The sequence below is a fragment of the Halonatronomonas betaini genome, from assembly GCF_015666175.1.
Lineage (GTDB): Bacteria > Bacillota > Halanaerobiia > Halanaerobiales > Halarsenatibacteraceae > Halonatronomonas > Halonatronomonas betaini.
In genome coordinates, this window is the sequence record NZ_JADPIE010000006.1 from 67,171 (window position 1) to 87,229 (window position 20,059).

Annotated in this window: 20 protein-coding genes; all 20 read right to left on the reverse strand. The window is 35.8% G+C overall.

What is annotated here, in order from left to right; translation table 11 throughout:
* Nucleotides 1-8: 8 nt before the first annotated feature.
* The 20 genes from I0Q91_RS10680 to spo0A all read right to left on the reverse strand — a co-directional run bounded on the left by I0Q91_RS10680 (nucleotide 9) and on the right by spo0A (nucleotide 20,020).
* Nucleotides 9-1,190, reverse strand: coding sequence for a phosphopentomutase (locus tag I0Q91_RS10680; RefSeq protein WP_270454528.1), 1,182 nt, complete (start codon nucleotides 1,188-1,190; stop codon nucleotides 9-11).
* Between the two features lie 169 nt (nucleotides 1,191-1,359).
* Nucleotides 1,360-1,737, reverse strand: a complete 378-nt coding sequence (locus I0Q91_RS10685) for an SHOCT-like domain-containing protein (protein ID WP_270454529.1) — start codon at nucleotides 1,735-1,737, stop codon at nucleotides 1,360-1,362.
* 12 nt (nucleotides 1,738-1,749) lie between these two features.
* Nucleotides 1,750-2,136 carry a DUF2089 domain-containing protein gene (locus tag I0Q91_RS10690; protein WP_270454530.1) on the reverse strand — a complete coding sequence of 129 codons (387 nt, stop codon included), beginning with the start codon at nucleotides 2,134-2,136 and terminating at the stop codon, nucleotides 1,750-1,752.
* A gap of 112 nt (nucleotides 2,137-2,248) precedes the next feature.
* Nucleotides 2,249-2,818: an NUDIX domain-containing protein gene (locus tag I0Q91_RS10695; protein WP_270454531.1), complete on the reverse strand. Its 570-nt coding sequence runs from the start codon at nucleotides 2,816-2,818 to the stop codon at nucleotides 2,249-2,251.
* Nucleotides 2,818-3,891: a M20/M25/M40 family metallo-hydrolase gene (locus I0Q91_RS10700; RefSeq protein ID WP_270454532.1), complete on the reverse strand. Its 1,074-nt coding sequence runs from the start codon at nucleotides 3,889-3,891 to the stop codon at nucleotides 2,818-2,820. Before I0Q91_RS10700 ends, I0Q91_RS10695 begins: the two co-directional genes overlap by 1 nt.
* Nucleotides 3,892-4,213: 322 nt before the next feature.
* Nucleotides 4,214-4,747 (reverse strand): 2-oxoacid:ferredoxin oxidoreductase subunit gamma family protein, encoded by a 534-nt coding sequence (locus tag I0Q91_RS10705; RefSeq protein WP_270454533.1) that lies wholly within the window; start codon nucleotides 4,745-4,747, stop codon nucleotides 4,214-4,216.
* Nucleotides 4,748-5,494: a thiamine pyrophosphate-dependent enzyme gene (locus I0Q91_RS10710; protein WP_270454534.1), complete on the reverse strand. Its 747-nt coding sequence runs from the start codon at nucleotides 5,492-5,494 to the stop codon at nucleotides 4,748-4,750.
* Nucleotides 5,494-6,555 carry a 3-methyl-2-oxobutanoate dehydrogenase subunit VorB gene (locus tag I0Q91_RS10715; RefSeq protein ID WP_270454535.1) on the reverse strand — a complete coding sequence of 354 codons (1,062 nt, stop codon included), beginning with the start codon at nucleotides 6,553-6,555 and terminating at the stop codon, nucleotides 5,494-5,496. Before I0Q91_RS10715 ends, I0Q91_RS10710 begins: the two co-directional genes overlap by 1 nt.
* Nucleotides 6,556-6,593: 38 nt before the next feature.
* On the reverse strand, nucleotides 6,594-6,815 hold the full coding sequence (locus I0Q91_RS10720) for a 4Fe-4S dicluster domain-containing protein (protein WP_270454536.1): 222 nt from the start codon (nucleotides 6,813-6,815) through the stop codon (nucleotides 6,594-6,596).
* A gap of 50 nt (nucleotides 6,816-6,865) precedes the next feature.
* Nucleotides 6,866-7,939 (reverse strand): butyrate kinase, encoded by a 1,074-nt coding sequence (gene buk / locus I0Q91_RS10725; RefSeq protein ID WP_270454537.1) that lies wholly within the window; start codon nucleotides 7,937-7,939, stop codon nucleotides 6,866-6,868.
* A gap of 11 nt (nucleotides 7,940-7,950) precedes the next feature.
* Nucleotides 7,951-9,015 carry a Glu/Leu/Phe/Val family dehydrogenase gene (locus tag I0Q91_RS10730; RefSeq protein WP_270454538.1) on the reverse strand — a complete coding sequence of 355 codons (1,065 nt, stop codon included), beginning with the start codon at nucleotides 9,013-9,015 and terminating at the stop codon, nucleotides 7,951-7,953.
* A gap of 29 nt (nucleotides 9,016-9,044) precedes the next feature.
* Complete coding sequence (locus I0Q91_RS10735) at nucleotides 9,045-9,956, reverse strand: bifunctional enoyl-CoA hydratase/phosphate acetyltransferase (protein ID WP_270454539.1); 912 nt, start codon at nucleotides 9,954-9,956, stop codon at nucleotides 9,045-9,047.
* Between the two features lie 19 nt (nucleotides 9,957-9,975).
* Nucleotides 9,976-11,049: a Leu/Phe/Val dehydrogenase gene (locus I0Q91_RS10740; protein WP_270454540.1), complete on the reverse strand. Its 1,074-nt coding sequence runs from the start codon at nucleotides 11,047-11,049 to the stop codon at nucleotides 9,976-9,978.
* A 288-nt stretch (nucleotides 11,050-11,337) separates the two neighbouring features.
* Nucleotides 11,338-13,107 carry a sigma-54 interaction domain-containing protein gene (locus I0Q91_RS10745; protein WP_270454541.1) on the reverse strand — a complete coding sequence of 590 codons (1,770 nt, stop codon included), beginning with the start codon at nucleotides 13,105-13,107 and terminating at the stop codon, nucleotides 11,338-11,340.
* A gap of 85 nt (nucleotides 13,108-13,192) precedes the next feature.
* A complete protein-coding gene (locus I0Q91_RS10750) occupies nucleotides 13,193-14,743 on the reverse strand; it encodes an L-lactate permease (RefSeq protein ID WP_270454542.1) in 1,551 nt (516 codons plus the stop codon).
* Nucleotides 14,744-14,837: 94 nt separating this feature from the next.
* A complete protein-coding gene (gene arcC / locus I0Q91_RS10755) occupies nucleotides 14,838-15,773 on the reverse strand; it encodes a carbamate kinase (RefSeq protein WP_270454543.1) in 936 nt (311 codons plus the stop codon).
* 84 nt (nucleotides 15,774-15,857) lie between these two features.
* Nucleotides 15,858-16,853, reverse strand: a complete 996-nt coding sequence (argF, locus tag I0Q91_RS10760; protein ID WP_270454544.1) for an ornithine carbamoyltransferase — start codon at nucleotides 16,851-16,853, stop codon at nucleotides 15,858-15,860.
* 23 nt (nucleotides 16,854-16,876) lie between these two features.
* A complete protein-coding gene (gene arcA, locus I0Q91_RS10765) occupies nucleotides 16,877-18,085 on the reverse strand; it encodes an arginine deiminase (RefSeq protein WP_282550615.1) in 1,209 nt (402 codons plus the stop codon).
* 126 nt (nucleotides 18,086-18,211) lie between these two features.
* On the reverse strand, nucleotides 18,212-19,012 hold the full coding sequence (locus I0Q91_RS10770; protein WP_270454546.1) for a TrmB family transcriptional regulator: 801 nt from the start codon (nucleotides 19,010-19,012) through the stop codon (nucleotides 18,212-18,214).
* 186 nt (nucleotides 19,013-19,198) lie between these two features.
* On the reverse strand, nucleotides 19,199-20,020 hold the full coding sequence (spo0A, locus tag I0Q91_RS10775; protein WP_270454547.1) for a sporulation transcription factor Spo0A: 822 nt from the start codon (nucleotides 20,018-20,020) through the stop codon (nucleotides 19,199-19,201).
* Nucleotides 20,021-20,059: the final 39 nt, after the last annotated feature.

Below are 20,059 nucleotides of genomic sequence, written 5' to 3' on the forward strand. Positions count from 1 at the left end.
CTCTATATTTAATTAATGATTTCTTCTACAAATGAAATGCCATCAAAAGTTGGCTCTACTTTATGCAATTCTGCAAGTGTTGCTGCTAGATCTGCAAAACTATCTCTGGTTTCTAGCTTTTTATCTTTTTTGAGATTCTGTCCAACTAAAAGAAGTGGCACATATTCTCTGGTATGATCTGTTCCTTCATAGGTTGGATCACAACCATGATCTGCTGTAATAACTAAAAGATCTGTCGGCTTTAATGCTGACAGTATCTCTGGCAGTCTCTTATCAAAGTCTTTTAATGCCTGATAATACCCATCGACATCTCTGCGATGGCCGTAGATCATATCAGTTTCAACAAGATTTGTAAAAATCAGACCTTCTTCAACCTTGCCCATATAATCAATGGTGGAATCTACCCCTTTCATGTTATCAATAACATGGTCGGATTCTGTTACACCACTGCCGGCAAAAATATCAATAATTTTGCCAACTCCAATTACATCCTGGCCTGCATCTTCTAATAGATTTAAGAGAGTTGGTTTTGGCGGTACCAGTGAAAAGTCTTTTCTCCGGTCAGTTCTCTCCAGGCTTCCAGGTTCACCGATAAATGGTCTGGCAATTACTCTGGCAACTCCATGTTCACCAGTTAAGATATCTCTGGCTATTTCGCAAATCTCATATAGTCTTTTAATTGGAATGACATCTTCATGGGCTGCTATCTGGAAAACACTATCAGCAGATGTATAAACTATAGGATTGCCAGTCTCTAAATGCTCATCTATTAATTCTTCAATAATGACTGTACCTGAGGCAGGTTTGTTACCCAGGATACCATCAAATCCAGTCTTTTCTAAGAATGGATCGATTACTTCATCTGGAAAACCATCTGGATATTTAGGGAATGGGGTATTAGAGACTAAACCTGCCAGTTCCCAGTGGCCTGTGGTTGTATCTTTACCCTTTGAGGCTTCAGCCATCTTACCGTAAATTCCTCTGGCTTCAATATTACTATCCATACCTTTAAGCTCTCGAATTTTTCCGAGGCCTAGCTGTTCTAAGTTAGGCAGGTCTAAGCCTCCGACTGCTTCAGCTATATTTCCTAATGTATCGGCACCTATATCGCCGTATTCCTCTGCATCTGGCAGTTCTCCGATGCCGACACTATCAAGAACTATCATAATAGTTCTCTTTATATCAGTCATAAAAATCAGCTCCTTATTTGAAATCTGTATTTGTATTGAAATATTAAATCTAAACTGCTCCTTTTCTCATATCATTATAACATTTTATCGCAATAAAAAAAACCTGGATAGCAAACAGCTAACTGTCTGTAACCAGGCTAATACTGTAGATTGATAAATATTTTTTTCACTATTCAATTCTTATCTCTACATGTTCATTACCTTCATCTATATCAACCAACTTACCATCGCCAGTACTGTTTTCTAGATTTTCCAGTAATTCAGTAATATTTATATTCTTATCTTCTAGCTTAGCCCTTGCATTATCAGGCATAAAACCGGTGAAAGCCTGGGCCAGACTTAAGGGAATAGATAAATTAACTTTTTCCTTGCCCCCCTCTTGCACAAGTATTTTTAGGGATTTTGATTTTTTAGGTGGAGTCTTTTCAGCCTTGCCCTGATACATTTTATCAGACTCTTCCATAGTCGCCATTAATTGATCTGCTTCCTCAGCTGATAACTTTCCTTTAGCTACCATCTCCAAAATTTTTAATCTTTCCTCCGTCATCCTGCCGCCTCCTTAGATATTTTTGAGCATTTCAACTGCTTCTTGAGATTGAATTTCGCCATTTTCTAAAGAATCCAAAATTTCTTTTCTCTTTTTAGCTTTATTATCATCCGGGCTATCTTCAGGTTGATAGCCTAAAGCTTCAATCACTTCATCTAATTTATTCCTTACTGTTGGATAGGAGATACCCATTTCTCTCTCAACCTCTTTAATATTACCTCTGGAACGGATAAAAACTTCAACAAAATGGTGTTGATCTGGATCCAACCTGGAAAATTTATCAAGAAAGAAGCGGCCTCTAATCTTTGTATCACAATCATTACATTTAATTTCTGTGATTTCCATATTTTCCTGACAGACAGGACATTTTCCTATTAGTTTATTAACTTTATTTGCCATTTTATCACCTACTTATCAGTCTTTATTTATTCTCACTTAAATTATAACAGTTAATTTTTATAATGTCAAGTCAAAACTTAATTATATTAATTTTTTGATTAATTATATTAAATTATGTTCTGGTGAAGGGATTTAATCTTGCTTTCTGACAGATAAGTTGATAATAAACCATAAGACCAACAATTGTTTTGCTATCCTGAATCTTGCCTCTTAAGACTAGATCAGGGATTCTTTCAGGATAGATTTTGGCGACTTCAATAAATTCGCCATCCTCTGTCTCCTGTTTGCCATAATCTAAATCCTCTGCTAAAAATAAATGGAGGTTCTCTGTGCTATAACCTGGGGTTGTATAAAAGGTAAATAATTCTCTGATTTTACCTGCAGTATAGCCTGTCTCTTCTTTTAATTCTCTTAGAGCACAATCATTCAGGTTTTCTCCATTATCTAATTTGCCGGCAGGCAGTTCTAATAGGACCTGATTGGCGGCACTCCGGTACTGTTTGACCATAATAATCTTTCTTTCTGGAGAAACTGGAATAATTGTTACTCCTCCAGGATGCTCAATAATTTCTCTTCTGGATTGATTGCCATCAGGTAATTCAACCTGATCTATTCTGAATTTCAGCAGATTACCTCTAAATGCAAGTTCACTTGAGATAGTTTTTTCTTCTAATTGTCTCATTAAAAATATCCCCCTTCTATTATGTATTCTGTTAAAATATCTACCTGATTTGCAAGTTCCTCTATTTTTAATTTTTCACTGGTGGTATGAGAATTTTCTGCTCCTGTACCTATATTGATTGCCGGTAAGCCTCTGGTGCTGATCAGACCTGCTTCACTGATATCACCGGATTTGATTAATTCAGGCCTGTGGCCGGCTACTCTGGTTGAATTGATGAGATTTTTTAACCAGGGGGGCTTCTCATCTGTAAAATTCACTCCCTGGCTACAGTGCAGTAAGGAGATCTCTCCTTTTATATCTGGTAAAACATCTTTGATTTTATGGGCAAGTAAGTCAGGCCATTTACGGATTAAATGATTGGTATTATTGCCCCTGGCAGCTATGATTATCGAGTCCAGTTCAGCCCCGGCAACTGGTAGACCATCTTTTATAAAAAAGGAGCGGACATGGTTACCAATATCATTAATTGTTGACCTGGCTATCTGTAGATTTAATCTTCTACTGGCATTTGATTCCTGGCCAACTATCTGGAATAAAAAGAAACAGGCTGCAGGTTCTTCGACAAAAAAACTCCCGACCTTGGCTTCACCATCTAAAACAATGGCATGGTCAAATAAATCCAGAAAGCTTTCTGGAAGAAATGAGGCACCAAGCAACCCTAACTCTTCAGCAACAGTAAATAATACTCCTAAACCCTCAGGTAGGTAATTCTTATTTATTAATAAAAACGATAAAATAGCTGATATGCCTGCCAGGTTATCTGCACCAAGAATTGTATTACCCTGACTTTTTAAATACCGGCCTTCCTTTATTAGTTTTATATTCTGGCCAGGCTCAACCCTGTCTAAATGAGCAACTAACAATAAACCATCTTCACATGGAGGGTTAATACCTATAATATTTCCTGTCTGGCTATTAATATAATTGGAGGTTCTATCCTGAAGTGTTTCCAGGCCGGCCTCCTGAAGATAATCAATAACTCTGGCAGCCAGAGAACCTTCATGACGGGAAGGGCTATTGATTTCTATTAATTCTCTGAAAATATCTACAGGAAGTTTAGATAGATTATTCATTTAATCTCCTCCCCGATTAAATCTTTTAGTTGAAATATTTATTCGAAATATTATTTCTTCATACTAATTACTTATCTATATAAACTATTATTCCTGCTTAAAAGATTAAAAAAATATATTATTTATAACAATTGCTTTCAGATATAAATAAACATCAGGTTGGAATTCGATCAAAACTGGGTTGGTACTGGGTTGGTACTGGGTTGGTACTGGGTTGGTACTGGGTTGGTATTATACCAGGTATATATGAAAAAACTGGCGCAACCCTATAAATTAGGATTACACCAGCTAATTAATCTTATTGAATTTTTAATTTTATAATTTAGACTAGATTATAACCTCTATCTAAGGCCTCTTCGTTCATTGGAATTAGATTGTGGCGTCTCTCAGGCAATACATTTTTTAAGGAATCTTTGACCGTATCAAGGCTGACAATATCTACTGCAGCAATATAGGCACCGAGCATTACCATATTAGCAACTCTTGTATTGCCTAATTCATCAGCTATCTCATTTGCTGGAACGTTTATTATATTAATATCATCACGGTCAACTTCCTTCTCGATTAAAGATGAATTAACCAGTAGATGGCCATTTTCTTTAACCTTTGGTCCAAATTTATCCTGGGAAGGAAGGTTCATAACAATTGCTGTATCAGGATGACTGGATACAGGAGCTGGAATCTTTTCATCTGAAACAATTACTGTACAGTTAGCTGTACCTCCCCGCATCTCTGGGCCATATGATGGCATCCAGGAAACTTCTTTATCTTCTTTCATGCCGGCATAGGCCAACAAGCGACCTATTGACATAACACCCTGACCACCGAAGCCGGCCATTATTATTTCCTGTTTCATTTATTCCACCTCCTCTATATCTTTAAAGACATCTAGCGGATATTTAGGCAGCATCATTTCTTCAAGCCACTTTAGTCCATCTGTTGGTGAAATACCCCAGTTTGTCGGGCAGGTAGAAAGAACTTCAACTAGTGCAAAGCCTTTACCTTCTAGCTGCATTTGAAATGCTTTTTTAATTGCTTTTTTAGCTTTTCTAATCTCTTTTGGATTATGGACTGAGACCCTAGCTATATAGGCTGGCCCATCAAGGACAGCAAGCATCTCAGTCATCTTGATAGGATTACCTGAATCTTTAATGCTTCTACCATAAGGACTGGTTGTCGTTTTCTGCCCTTCTAAACTTGTTGGGGCCATCTGACCGCCTGTCATACCATAGATAGCGTTATTTACAAAAATAGTTGTAATATTTTCGCCTCGGTTGGCTGCATGAACAATTTCAGCAGTACCGATTGAGGCTAAGTCACCATCTCCCTGGTAGGTAAATACTGTTTTATCAGGATGGACTCTTTTGACACCGGTAGCAACTGCTGGTGCCCGTCCATGAGAAGCTTCATGCATATCTACATCAAAATATTCATAACAGAGAACGGCACAACCTACAGGAGCAACACCGATTGTCTCTTCTCTAATTTCTAGTTCATCTATAACCTCTGCGATCAGTCTATGAATTATACCATGGGTACAACCAGGACAATAATGAGTTGACTGATTATCGAGAGATTCTGGATAACCTGCAATTTTTTCCATTACTTATCACCTCTCATAGCAACAATCTTATCATATATCTCATCTGTTGATGGAACAACGCCACCGGTTCTGCCATAAAAATCTACTGGCTTTTTGCCATTAACGGCAAGTTTTACATCTTCAATCATCTGACCGGTGCTCATCTCTACAGTTAAGAATTCATCGACCTGGTCAGCTGCTTCAGAAACTCTAGCTTCAGGGAATGGAAATAGAGTTATTGGTCTGATTAAGCCAACTTTATAGCCTTCTTTTCTGGCTCTATCAATAGCACTGGTAGCTATTCTGGCTGTTGTACCATAAGCTACAATAGCCATCTCTGCATCATCCATTTTATAATCTTCAAATCTGACTTCTTCTTGTCTCATCTGATCATATTTAGCCTTTAATTTTAGGTTATGCTTTTCTAAGTTTTCTGCAACCAGCCCCAAAGAGTTAATTACATTCTTTTCTCTACCTTTAGCTCCATCTGTAGCCCAATCTTTTTTAGGAAGACTATCTAAGTCTCTCATTTCTTTGAATTCAACTGGTTCCATCATCTGTCCAATCATACCATCACCTAGAACCATGACAGGATTACGATATTTATCTGCTAAATCAAAGGCAAGATAGGTTAAGTCTGCCAATTCCTGGACATTAGAAGGGGCAAGAACTAATAAACGAAAATCTCCATGGGCCATTCCTTTTGTGGCCTGGAAATAATCGGCCTGAGATGGTTGAATACCACCTAAACCAGGACCACTTCTCATTATATTTACAATTACTGCGGGTAGTTCTGCACCGGCTATATAGGAAATACCTTCTGCTTTTAAACTGATACCAGGACTGGATGAAGATGTTAAAACTCTTGCCCCGGCACCTGCAGCACCATAAACCATATTACTTGCCGCAACTTCACTTTCTGCCTGCAAAAATACTCCGTCCACCTCTGGCAAACGGCGTGACATATATGCAGGTATATCGTTTTGAGGTGTTATTGGATAACCAAAGAAATAGCGACAGCCTGCTCTTATAGCTGCCTCGCCAACGACCTCATTTCCTTTCATCAACTTTTTTTCAGACATTAAGTTACCTCCTTTAAGTATTTAAATCTAGGAATAATTTATTTATAAAGAGTTATACAGACATCAGGACACATCTGATAGCATTGTTTACAGCTTATGCAATCATCCTGATTTTCATCTTTTACTTCAGCTGGATGAAAACCGTGGCTGTTTATTCTATCTTCTGCCATCTCTATAATATTCACAGGACAGACTCCAACGCATAATTTACAGCCTTTGCAACGTTCTTCATCAAAAACAACTTTTTTATCTTTAACCAAAATAATTCTCCTCCTTTTTGTTCAATAGGATTGGTTTAAATTTAATTATTTTATTGATAAGTTTTAGCCTGTTCTTGACCAGTTAGAACTCTCACAGCACCAGCAGCCAGAGCAGACATTTCTTCTTCACCAGGATAGACTTTTACAGGGGCTAAAAAACCGACCTGATCTTTTACCTGATCTACAAAATAATCAGAATATGCTATTCCTCCAGTTAAGAGGATTGCATCAACTTTACCATTTACAATTGGTCCTAAAGAGCCTATCTCTTTAGCGACCTGATAGGCCATTCCACTGTAAATTAAGTCAGCCTCTTTATTACCAGCTTCAGCCTTTTCTTCCACTTCTCGCATATCATTGGTATTTAGATAGGCAACAACACCGCCGCTACCGAGAAGTTTCTTTTTGACATCGTTATAATCGTTTTCTGGTTCATAACAGTAATTTGCCAGATCCAATGTCGGTAAGCCACCCGAACGGTTCGGGGAATATGGACCTTCTCCAGCCAGGGCATTATTGACATCTATAACTTTACCCTGATGATGAAGGCCAACTGAAATTCCGCCACCTAAATGGGCGACTATAACTGTTATCTCATTATAATCTTTATTAACATCGCTGGCATAATTTCTGGCCACTGCTTTCTGATTTAAAGCATGGAAGATACTTTTCCGCTCAAAGAGTGGATGACCAGAAAGTCTGGCAAGTTCTTTTAATTCATCAACAACTACTGGATCAACAATAAAGGCTTTGGCTCCTGCCTCTTCTGCTAATGAATCTGCAATTAGACCTCCAAGGTTACTGGCATGCTCTCCCTGAAGCCCTGCTTTAAGGTCTTTCAGCATTTTTTGATTGACTTTATAGGTTCCTCCAGGAATAGGTTTCAGAAGCCCTCCACGGCCAACTACTGCACTTAAATCTTTGATAGATACAGAGTTATCTTTTAGAAATTCCCGGATATATTTGACTCTAAGGTCTAACTGATCTGTTATATTTTCATAACCAGCCAGTTCTTCCTGACTGTGTTCAATTGTTGAGGCCATAACCTCCTGCTGACCCTGATAAAGGGCCAGCTTGGTGGAGGTTGAGCCTGGGTTTATTACTAATATATTATTTTCTGACATTGGTTTAAAACCTACCTTACTAGATAATTGCTGCGGACACGGCCAATTTTTGCAATTCTTTCTTCAGCCATGATATCTGCTGCTTTATAAGTTGGAATATTATCTCTTTTACTGATTTCATAAACTCTCTTTGTATTATCAAAGATCTTTTTAGCTCTGCTTAATGCACGTTCTTTATTATAACCCTGCAACTCATCATATACATTAATAAGTCCACCGGCATTGGCGACATAATCAGGAGCATATAGAATATCTTTTTCATCAAGGATATCTCCATGGCGCTCTTCGGCCAGTACGTTATTGGCTCCACCACAGATTATATCGAATTTAAATTGTGGAATTGTATCATCATTGATAACTGCACCAAGTGCTGTTGGGGCAAAGATTTCTGCATCTACACCATAGATTTCATCTGGAGCTACAACTTCTGCACCGAACTCAGATTTAACTTTTTCAAGTCTGCTATCTTTAATATCAGTAACAATTAATTTTCCGCCGGCTTCAGAAATATGCTTGCAGAGATAATAACCTACACTACCGACTCCCTGAACAGCAACAGTCTTACCTGAGATATCTGTTGAACCATATTTTTCTTCTATACTGGCTAGCATTGATCTCCAGACACCAAATGCTGTAACTGGTGAAGGATCCCCACTGGTTCCAGGTAAACCTGTTACATGTTCTGTCTCTTCATTGACAAAGGCCATATCATTAACTGTTGTATTGACATCTTCAGCAGTTATATAGCGACCATTAAGACTCTGAACAAAACGGCCAAATGAACGCCATAGTTCTTCACTCTTATCTTTTTCAGCATCGCCAATAATTACTGCTTTACCGCCACCTAAATTTAGGCCAGCAGCTGCAGCTTTATAGGTCATACCTCTTGCAAGTCTTGTAACATCAACAACAGCCTCTTCTTCAGTATCATAATTCCACATTCTTGTTCCACCAAGTGCTGGACCTAATGTTGTATCATGAATACAGATTATCGCCTTTAATCCAGACTCTTCATCATAGTTAAAGACTACCTGCTCAAAATCATGTTCTCCCATTAACTCAAATACTTTACTCATTTTTTATTCCCCCTAATAATTTTTAGTGATTAAAGATCTGCTAAACCAGATGTAACGACTTTACCAAGTGCTATAGAATTATATTTAGTTTCAGGACTATCAGCTCTAGAAGTTAGCACCAGCGGCACTTTCGCGCCAAATACCAGACTTGCTGAAGAAAGTCCTGCATAAAATATCCAGGCTTTATATAAAACATTACCTGCCTCAATATCAGGAACTAAGAGAATATCAGCATTTCCTGCAACATTACCAGAAATACCTTTCTGCTTAGCAGCTGACTTAGAAATTGCATTATCAAGTGCAAGCGGGCCATCTATTTCACAATTTTTTATCTGGCCTCTATCTGCCATCTTTGAAAGCATTGCTGCCTCTAATGTGGTAGGCATTTTTTCATTTACCTTTTCGACAGCTGCCAGTGGGGCAACTTTTGGTGTTTCAATTCCTATAGATCTTGCAATTGTGACTGCGTTATTAACTATTGAAATTTTATCATTTAGATCAGGAGCAATATTCATACCTCCATCAGTCATTAAAACTACACGATTTTCTTTTTCTAAATAAATTAGGCTGATCAGGCTTAATAAGCCTTCCTGGCGGAGGCCATATTCTTTATTTAATAATGCCTGAAGAATAACCTTTGTGCTAAGTTGACCTTTCATTGGAAAATCTGCTCTGCCTTCAGCTATCATCTCAATAGCTTTAGCAGCGCTCTCTTTATTGCTTTTGGTAGGTATAACCTCAGCCTCAAAACCATCCTCTAATTCAGCCCTTGCGGTTTTTATCTTATCTTCATCACCTATCAAAATTGGATCAATTATTCCATCCCTTGCTGCTTTAGCAACACTTTCTAAAACAACTGCATCACCTGCAGCTGCTACAGCAAGTTTTAATGGTGCTGTTTCTTTGGCTTTTTTAATTAAATCTTTGATACTGGCAACCATTAATCTGCCTCCTTAAATCTTAATTATTCTGAAGTATAGTTCCTATAGTACCAACTGTTTCAATTCGCTCTTCAACTAATCTATCTGCAGCTTTATCAGTTGTGATTCCTTCTTTTTCTGCAATTTCATAAACCTTTAATAATTTATCATAAATACCTTCAGTCTTTTTCAATGTCCGCTCTTCACTATAGCCATTAGGCTCCATTTCATCACAGACAAGAATTAGACCTCCAGCATTAACAACATAATCAGGGGCATATAAGATATCTCTTTCTTCTAATTCTTTACTATGACGCTTTTCAGCTAAGACATTATTAGCAGCACCACAGATAATATCACATTTAAAACGATCAATTGTATCGTCATTAATAATTGCTCCTAGAGCGTTAGGTGAGAAGATATCACAATCAACATCATAAATATCGTCTGGCTCAACTATTTCCATGTCTAATTCTTTAGCCCTCTCGATATTTTCTTCAACAACGTCAGCTCCAACTAACTCAGCTCCTGATTCTTTAAGCTGTTTAGCCAGTTTGTAACCAACTTTTCCTAATCCCTGAATGGCAACTTTCTTGCCAGATAGATCTTCATCACCATATAAGTATTTACAACTGGCTTTAATACCCATAAAGGCGCCATATGAAGTTGGAACTGATGAATCGCCACCGCCACCATATTCTTTTGGCAAAGCACCAACATATGGAGTTTCTTTTCTCATAAGCACAAAATCTTCAGGCATAGTACCAACATCTGTACCTGTACTATAACGGCCACCTAATGAATTAATATAACGGCCTAGAGCTCTAAATAAACCTTCTGTCCTATGGGTTTCAGGGTCACCCCAGATAACGGTCTTACCGCCACCAAAATCTTCTCCAGAAATACCGGCTTTGTAAGTCATACCCTTTGATAATCTGAGTACATCATTAAGAGCTTCATCTTCATTATCATAATCCCACATTCTACAACCACCAAGGCCAGGACCTAAAACAGTGTTGTGGATGGCTATGATTGCTTTTAAATCTGTTTTCTCTTCCTGCAGGAACATTACTTGTTCATGTCCATGCTCTTTCATCTGTTCAAAAACTTCCATTAATATACCCCCTTAATATATTTTTTATAATTTAATCTTTGATATTTAACTTTCCACTATTATAATAAGTGCAATTACCATGCCAGGATACCTTATTTCCTATATAAATTTAAAAAACCGCCTTTATTTTATTATAAAAGGCGGTTAAATCAACGTTATTTACTATTTTTATTTATCAGGTTTTATTATTTCAATAATATACTATCAGTAACACTTATAAATAAGTGCTGAAATGGGTGCAATTTTAGTCATAGTCTGCAAATTTTTGCAGGCAGTCTTTTTCAATAATTAATCAATTCCATATTTGTCTAATTTATAATAAAGACTTCTAACAGCAATACCTAAAAGATTTGCAGCCTCAGTTCTATTGCCATCTGTATCTTCTAAGGCCTTTAAGATTAGTTTTTTCTCTGTTTCATTTAAAATCTCTTTTAATGAATGTTCTTCAAATGAAATAGCTTCCTGCTTTGGTTTTATCTTAATATCAACTGGCTCTTCAATATTTAATCCAGGTAAATGGATAGTGTCAATATAATCTTCATCTTTTGCCAGATGGATCATGGCCTGGCTTATAATATTTTCTAACTCCCGAACATTACCTGGCCAGTCATATTTTTGAAGTTCTTTAACTGCTAAATCTGTTATCCCTTTAACAGACCGTCCATATTCCTGATTGAACTTTCTTATAATATGCTCTGAAAGCGGTTTGATATCTTCCAACCTATCTCTTAAAGGTGGAATATTAAGAGGAAATACATTTAAGCGATAATACAAATCTTCCCGGAAACGGTCCTCCTGAATGGCTCTCTCTAAATTTATATTAGTCGCAACTATAACCCTAACATCTATTGGAATAGGCCTGGTTCCTCCGACTCTCACAACTTCTCTTTCCTGTAAAACTCTAAGAAGTTTAGATTGGAGATTAGGACTTATCTTGCCAATTTCATCAAGAAAAATTGTTCCTCCATCGGCTTCTTCAAATACTCCTTTTTTGCCACCTTTTTTTGCCCCTGTAAAAGCACCTTCTTCATAGCCAAATAGCTCACTTTCCAGTAAACTATCAACTAATGCACTGCAATTAACTCTTATAAATTTTTTATTTCTCCTCTTACTTTCATTATGAATTGCATGGGCAAATAACTCTTTTCCTGTACCACTTTCTCCTCTTAACAGAACAGTGGCTGGCGTTTGAGAAGCTTTTCTGGCTTTATTGATTACAGCTTGCATTGTCTGGCTTCGAGCAACTATATCTTTAAAACTATATCTGGCTTTCAGCTGACGAAGCATCTGTCTTGCCTGATCTAATTCTTCAGTTAGATTTTTAATTTCTGATACATCTTTTATTACCCCGACGCTACCCTTTAATTCTCCATCTACCATAATTGGAGCTACATCGACAATTACATCTTTCCGCTGGGGGCCGACTTTCATCCTGACTCCCTGAACTTTTTCTTTGGTCTGCAATACTTTATAATGCATGGATTGGCCTTCAGCAATATCAACATCAGCAGGTTTGCCGATTACATCTTCTTCTGTTAAGCCGGTCATTCGTGTATAAGCAGGGTTGATTAAAATTCCAATACCATTTTCATCAACTACAGATATGGCATCCTGAGTAGAGTTTATTATCGCTTCAAGCATGCCCTGGATTTCTTTTAAATTAGTAATTTCTTCGGCGAGTCTGGTCACTTCCGTCTTATCTCTAAAAACAGCTACAGCTCCAATAATCTCACCATTATCTCCTTTTACTGGAACTCTATTTGTAACAATCTGGGTATCATCTACCTGTTGAAACCGATTCAATTCAGGTTCTGCATTTTCTAAAACTATATGGAGTCTTGTATTCGGAATAACCTCTCTTACGTCATAACCGATGACATCTTCCTGTTTTAGGTTTAATATACTGGCAGCAGCCTGATTAAATAGTTCAACCTGACAGTCAGAATTGATTGCTATCATCCCGTCATGGGTAGAATCAATTATAACATCTTTTTTACGGTTAATTTGTTTTAATTTATTTATCTCTTCTTTTAAACTGGCAATCTCTTCTTCTGCCATAATTTCACCTCTTCATAATACATTCCGTTCTTTAATTTTACCATAGAATCAAGCTCTGCTGCAAATTAATTGAGTTAATATGTATTTATAAAAACTGACCAGCTAATAAAGCAACTAATCCAACTAATAGAGCATTAAATATTGTATATTTAATGCAACTCTTAATTATTTCTCCTTCTTTACCTGTTATACCAACAACAGATGTGCCTAATAAAATCTTTGCTGGAGCAATGGCAGATCCCAGAGAACCTCCAATAGACTGTGTCGAGGCAATTATATCTGGTGAAAAATTAATTAAATTTGCTGTATTTACCTGAAAGGCACCAAAAAGCACATTAGAGCTGGTGTTGCTTCCAGTTAAAAAAGCTCCCAAAATTCCAATAAGTGGTGAAAACAGAGGAAAAACATTTCCGCTCACTCTAGCCATTCCTCTTGCAAAATTGAATATCATTCCAGAATCATTCATTATTGTTGACATTATCATTAGAATCAATAATGTAATTGCAGTGGAATGTCCCTTTTTATATGTAACTGCAAATATATTTTTAAGCTTAATTTTATTTAAATTTCCTTTGAAAATATAAATAATTATTCCTAGAGATGAGCTAAGCAACAAGTAAAATACTGGATGGTTAAATAACTCTATTGTAGCATATGCTGGTTCACTGGCGACCTGATGGCCCAGTCCAGTTGTAAAGCCAGGGAAAGAAAAAGATAGATTATAATCAGGTAAAAAATTGCTCAATGGACTTAATTGAAAGGTTAATATAGATCCTATCAATATTAAATATGGTGCTAATGCAGTTAAAATTGTCATTTGATTAGTCTCATAAAAAAATGCTTCTTTTAAATTTAGTTTTGAATTTTTGATTAATATAATCATAAAATATATAGAGCCAATTGTTCCTGCTAATAAAGTTGCTATATGGGCAAAACCACCAATAGCAGCGCCAACTTTAGCCAGGCTCATTAATACTGTCATTAATAATATATCTTTTATATTTTCTTTTACTACTTTCCAACCACCATATATATGGGCTGTGAATATTCCTGTTGAAAAGATTGTAACTATAAACAATAATGACATTATTATTCCTAACCTGTATGGATCTAAACCTGTTACCAGTTGAATCGTATAATATGATGAACCTATTGAGCCAAAACTTACTGACCAGGAATGTCCGACTAAAACGGCAATAACTGATGGTAATGGTTTATAGCCAATTCCAATTATTAAAGCTCCAGCAATAGCAACAGGTACTCCAAAACCAGTAACCCCCTGGATAAAACCTGAAAATGCCCAGCTTAAACCTATAAAAAGTAAAGCTCTATTTCCTCCTAATTCCTTTATAAAATTCTTAATAGTTTCAAAACCACCTGCTATATCAACTATACTATATAATAAAACTGCGCCAAGTATAATTAAAATTACATATAAACTTAAGCTGGCACCTTTGCCAGTAGAAATTATAAGTTGATTAATATTTAATTGATAAATAATAGATGCAAATATAGAAGTAATAATTAAACTAAAAAATGCTGCATTACGAGACTTTATTTTCATGTAAGACATAAGAAATAAGAGTAGAAAAATTGGCAGTGAAGCTATTGCCCACAAAAACAGATTAAACTCCATAAATGATTCCTCCTGACATAAATATAAAAAAAGAGGAGTTATCTTTTGAAATAACCCCTCTTAATTATATCATACTTCTATTTTTTATTTAAGCTTATTCATCGATAATTAGTGTTCCTGTTTCTCCCTTAAGTCCAGCACGTGCTTTTTCTAAGGAAGTAATTAAAGCCTTACGACCTTTTCCACTTTCAGCAAATTTCATTGCTGCTTTGACTTTTGGTAGCATGCTACCTGGAGCAAAATGTCCCTCTTCACAATATTTTTCTGCAGTCTCTAAATCCATCTTATCAAGATTTTTCTGCTCAGGAGTACCAAAATTAATTGCTACCTGTTCTACTGCTGTTAAAATCACTAAATAATCTGCATCCAGCAATTCAGCTAATTTCTCACTTGCATAATCCTTATCTATTACAGCAGGAACACCTTTGAGGCCACTACCAGTTTTAACAACTGGAATACCTCCTCCACCACAGGCAATAACAACTTCTCCATTAGAAACAAGATCAGAAATTATATCTTTTTCAGCTATATCGACTGGAAGTGGGCTTGGAACAACTCGTCGATAACCTCTACCGGCATCTTCAACCATATTATAACCTTTTGAAGTTCTTAAATCTTCAGCTTCTTTTTCAGTATAAAAAGCTCCAATAGGCTTACTTGGGTTCTCAAATGCAGGATCGTTCTCATCAACTATAACCTGAGTTATAACAGTTGCAGCATTTTTATTAATATCTCTGGATTTCATTTCTTCTCTGATAGCATTCTGTAAATGGTATCCTATATATCCCTGACTCATTGCTCCACATTCTGGAAAAGGCATCTCTGGAGTTCCTTCAGGTGATGCTGCAGAAACTTCAAATGCCAGGTTAATCATTCCAACCTGAGGCCCGTTACCATGGGCTAAAGTTATTTGATGACCATTTTCAAGTAGATCTACTATCGAACTTGCTGTGCTTTTAACTGCTTCCTGCTGTTCAGCAGGGTTATTCCCTAAAGCATTTCCGCCTAAAGCTATTACCATACGTGCCATAAAATCAATTCCTCCAATTTTAATTATATTTAATTTATATAGTCTTGTTTAAATATTATATTATTTTCTTAATATTTTCAAGTTTTATTTGCCTAATGTAGCTACCATTACTGCCTTTATTGTATGCATTCTATTTTCTGCCTGATCAAAAACCTTTGAATGCTCTGATTCAAAAACTTCATCAGTAACTTCCATTTCAGCCATTCCATAATCCTGATATATCTTTTCACCATTTTCAGTTTCACGGTTATGATACGCAGGTAAACAGTGGAGGAAAATAACATCTGGATTATCTGTATTATCGATCATTTCCTGGTTTACCTGGTATGGTTTTAATAATTCTATTCTATTTTCAAACTGATCTTCTTCTCCCATTGAGACCCAGACATCTGTATATATTACGTCTGCATCTTCTACACCAGCAACAGGATCTGCTGTTAATGTAACGCTACCACCGGATGCTTCAGCAAATTTTTCAGCTTTTTTAACTAATCCTTCTTCTGGCCATAAACTTTCTGGTGAACAGATTGTAACATTTAATCCGACTATTGCTCCACCGATCATTAAAGAGTTGGCCATATTATTTCTGCCATCTCCGGTATAAACAAAATTTAAACCTTCTAGATAACCGAAATTTTCTTCCATAGTCATTAAATCAGCTAAGATCTGAGTTGGATGATATTTATCAGTTAATCCATTCCAGACTGGTACTCCGGCATATTCTCCAAGTATTTCTACAGTTTCATGTTCAAAACCTCTAAACTGAATGCCATCAAAATAACGACCTAAAACTCTTGCAGTATCAGCAACAGATTCTTTTTTACCTAACTGAATATCATTTTTCCCTAAATATTCGGTGCTGGCACCTTCATCGGCTGCGCCAACAGCGAAAGCACAACGGGTTCTGGTTGATGGCTTTTCAAAAATCAAAGCAATATTTTTGTTTTCCAGTAAATCACCTTTTATCCCTGATCTTTTCTTCTGTTTTAAATCATGAGATAATTGTAATAAATATTCAATATCTTCCCTTGAAAAATCTAATAAAGTTAGAAAATTTCTTCCTGATAAATTCTTTGGCATTTTAAATTCCTCCTAATAATTTTTTATATTTTTTCTCTTACAAGAGGCATACTCATACAGCGAGGGCCTCCTCTTCCTCTAGATAATTCAGAACTAGGCATTTTATGGAGTTTGATACCTTTTTCTTCTAAAAGACGATTTGTCACATAATTTCTGGTATAAACAACTACTTCTCCAGGAGCTATTGCCAGAGTATTAGAACCATCATTCCATTGCTCTCTGCCTCCATCGATTAAATCTCCTCCTGCACATCTTATCAGTTCAACTGATTCTAATCCTAAATAAGTTTTTAATAATTCACTTAAAGTTGATTTTTCTTTACTAATCTGTAACTGGCCTTCACCATCGAGAGTTAAAGAATAAACGACCAGTGGACCTTCAATTTCAGCATGAATGGTAAATTTATCAAAATCAACCATTGTAAAGACTGTGTCAAGATGCATAAAAGCTCTTCTTGGTGGAATCTGTAAGGCCAGGACTCTATTAAAGCTTTGATCTGAACGGAGAATTTCGCTGGCAAATTGCTCAATAGCAGCTGGTTCAGTTCTTTGAGAAATTCCTAAAGCTAATACTTCTGAACTCAAAACTAGCTGATCTCCACCCTCCAGAGATTTTTTGTCATATCGACTAAACCAGCGAGGTATGTCTGCATCTTTATAATCTGGATGAAAATTAAAAATATATTCAGCAAAGATAGTCTCTCTATTTCTAGTTTCAGTCTTCATATGATTTAAACTTATTCCATTGCCTATGGTTGCAAATGGATCTCTAGTAAAATAGAGGTTTGGCATTGGATCTAAAATAAAGGGGTAATCTGTATTAACCCTATCAGCCAGTGACCTGTCAACTAAATTATCTATTTCTGTCTTCTTAATACCAGACATTAAGTTGACAATCAACTCTTTATTATTATACTTAGATAGCCAACTCTTTACAGCTTCTCTTCTATATTCATCTAAAAGCCCTGCTTCATCTAAAAACTGTTCTATAAATTTTTCTCTTACTCCAGGTTCTGCTATAGCTTCAGCAGTTAAGTCTTCAAGATATTCTACCTCAACTCCATTATCTTTAAGAATACCAGCAAAGTAATCATGCTCTTTGCGAGCAACTTCTAAATATGGAATATCATCAAATAAAAGCCTGTCTAAAAGATCTGGAGTTAACCTTTCTATTTCAAGACCTGGCCTGTGGATTAATACCTTTTTTAATCTTCCTATTTCTGATTTAACCATCAGTGGAGATTCAGCCACTGTAACCACTCCTTTATAAAGGATAATCAAAATTAAGTTTTATTAACAACCTTAGTAGTTAGTACGATATCAGTATAATATTCTGACAACAATTTGTCAAGAATTTTATTAAAAATTTCTTCTTAATTTACTTAAATTAGGCCCAAATTTCTTATCTAACTCTTCTCCAAGTTCTTTATTAATTTCAGAAATATAAATATCATGACTGATAAAGCTTTTTGCCATCAACATAAAAGCCTTATTTTGAGTCCAGATAGCTTCCGTCTCTTCACTGCCAAATGAACCAAAAAAACAATTCTGTTTATCTGCAATAACTGTAAGCCAGCGACCTTCCTCTGTTGCAGATTTACTCAGACCCTCAAGCCTGTGATAGAAAACTTCACCTGGAAGTTCAGTTGATTCACCGTAGAAAACTGTTGTTATTGAAACATTTCTAGCTTCTGCTTTAATTAATTCATCTTTTATTCCCTCTAATTCTTCTTCCCATATTTCCATAAGTAAACTTTTTTCTGCATCCTGAATTATTTCTTTAGCTTTATCCAGACAGCTCTGCTCTCCCTGAAAATGCCACATATAATCAATATCAGGTTGCTGTCCTATATCTGTAAGTTCATCTTCTAATGTTGATAAATTTTCTTCTAATTTTTTCCTATAGCGGCTAATAAATTCTTTTAATGGCAACGGAGAATAATGAACTGGATTACTGCCTTGAGCAATTATTATTCCTTCTTCAACTAGACCCTTAACTGTCTCATATATTTTTGATTGTGGTACTCCAGATTGCTTACTTATCTCATATGCACTGATTCCACTCTCTTCCAACAAAGTTATATATGTTTTGGCCTCGTATTTATTAAAACCTAATTGTGCCATCCTATCTAATATTTCTTTCTCTTTTTGATTAGCCATATTATCATCTCCTAAAGTTAAATCATATTATACAAGAATTAATTTAAATAAAAAAAGCCTGATCAGAAACTTAACATTCTAATCAGACTTAAATTATTAAAAAAGCATGATCCTCCTTGAGTAAATCAAATTATATCTGATAATTATTACAATCAAATGAAACAAATATGTATATTCAAAAAAACATTATAACCTTTTCTTAGCTTCTATCCTAACAATATCGGCAACTTTGGCTACAAACTGTGAATTAGTCGGTTTACCTCTTGAACTGGTAATAACATTGCTAAAAAATTTATCAAGCATTTGTTTATTACCCTGTTCCCAGGTAAGATCTATAGCATGCCTTATCGCTCTTTCAACCCGACTTGATTTAGAATTAAAGCTTTCTGCAATTTTAGGATACAGCTTTTTTGTAATGGCACCTAATAGTTCGACCTCATCAACTACAAGTTCAACCGCTGTTTTTAAATACAAATACCCTTTTATATGAGAAGGTACTCCAAGCTTATGAAAAATCTCTGTAATTAATATATCAAGATCTAAATTTTCATTACTTTCTTTGTTACTTCCAATTGAATCATCATTTTTAAACTCTATAATGTCAAAACTATTTAATTCAGGATTGGGATTAATTAATTGTTCCAACCTATAAGTTAATCTTTCCAATTCAAACGGTTTCATAACTACATAATCTGCACCTAAATTTCCTGCTTCTCTGGTAACACTCTCTTTTCCAAAAGCAGTTAATAAGATTATTTTCATATCAAAAAAATGTTCAAAGTCCTGAAGTTCTTTCATGACTTCTAAACCATCTAAATGAGGCATTATCAAATCCAGAAGCAATATATCAGGTTTAATTGTATTAATTAAATTAAGAGCTTCTTTCCCGTCATGGGCTTTCCCGGCAACAGTAAATTTACTGTTTTTAGATAAATGATCTTCAACTAACTGACAGAAATGTTTATTATCATCAATTATCGCAATCTTTGTAGTTTCCTCCACAAACATGCCCTCCTGATTAAATATTTTAAATATATACCCTAAATA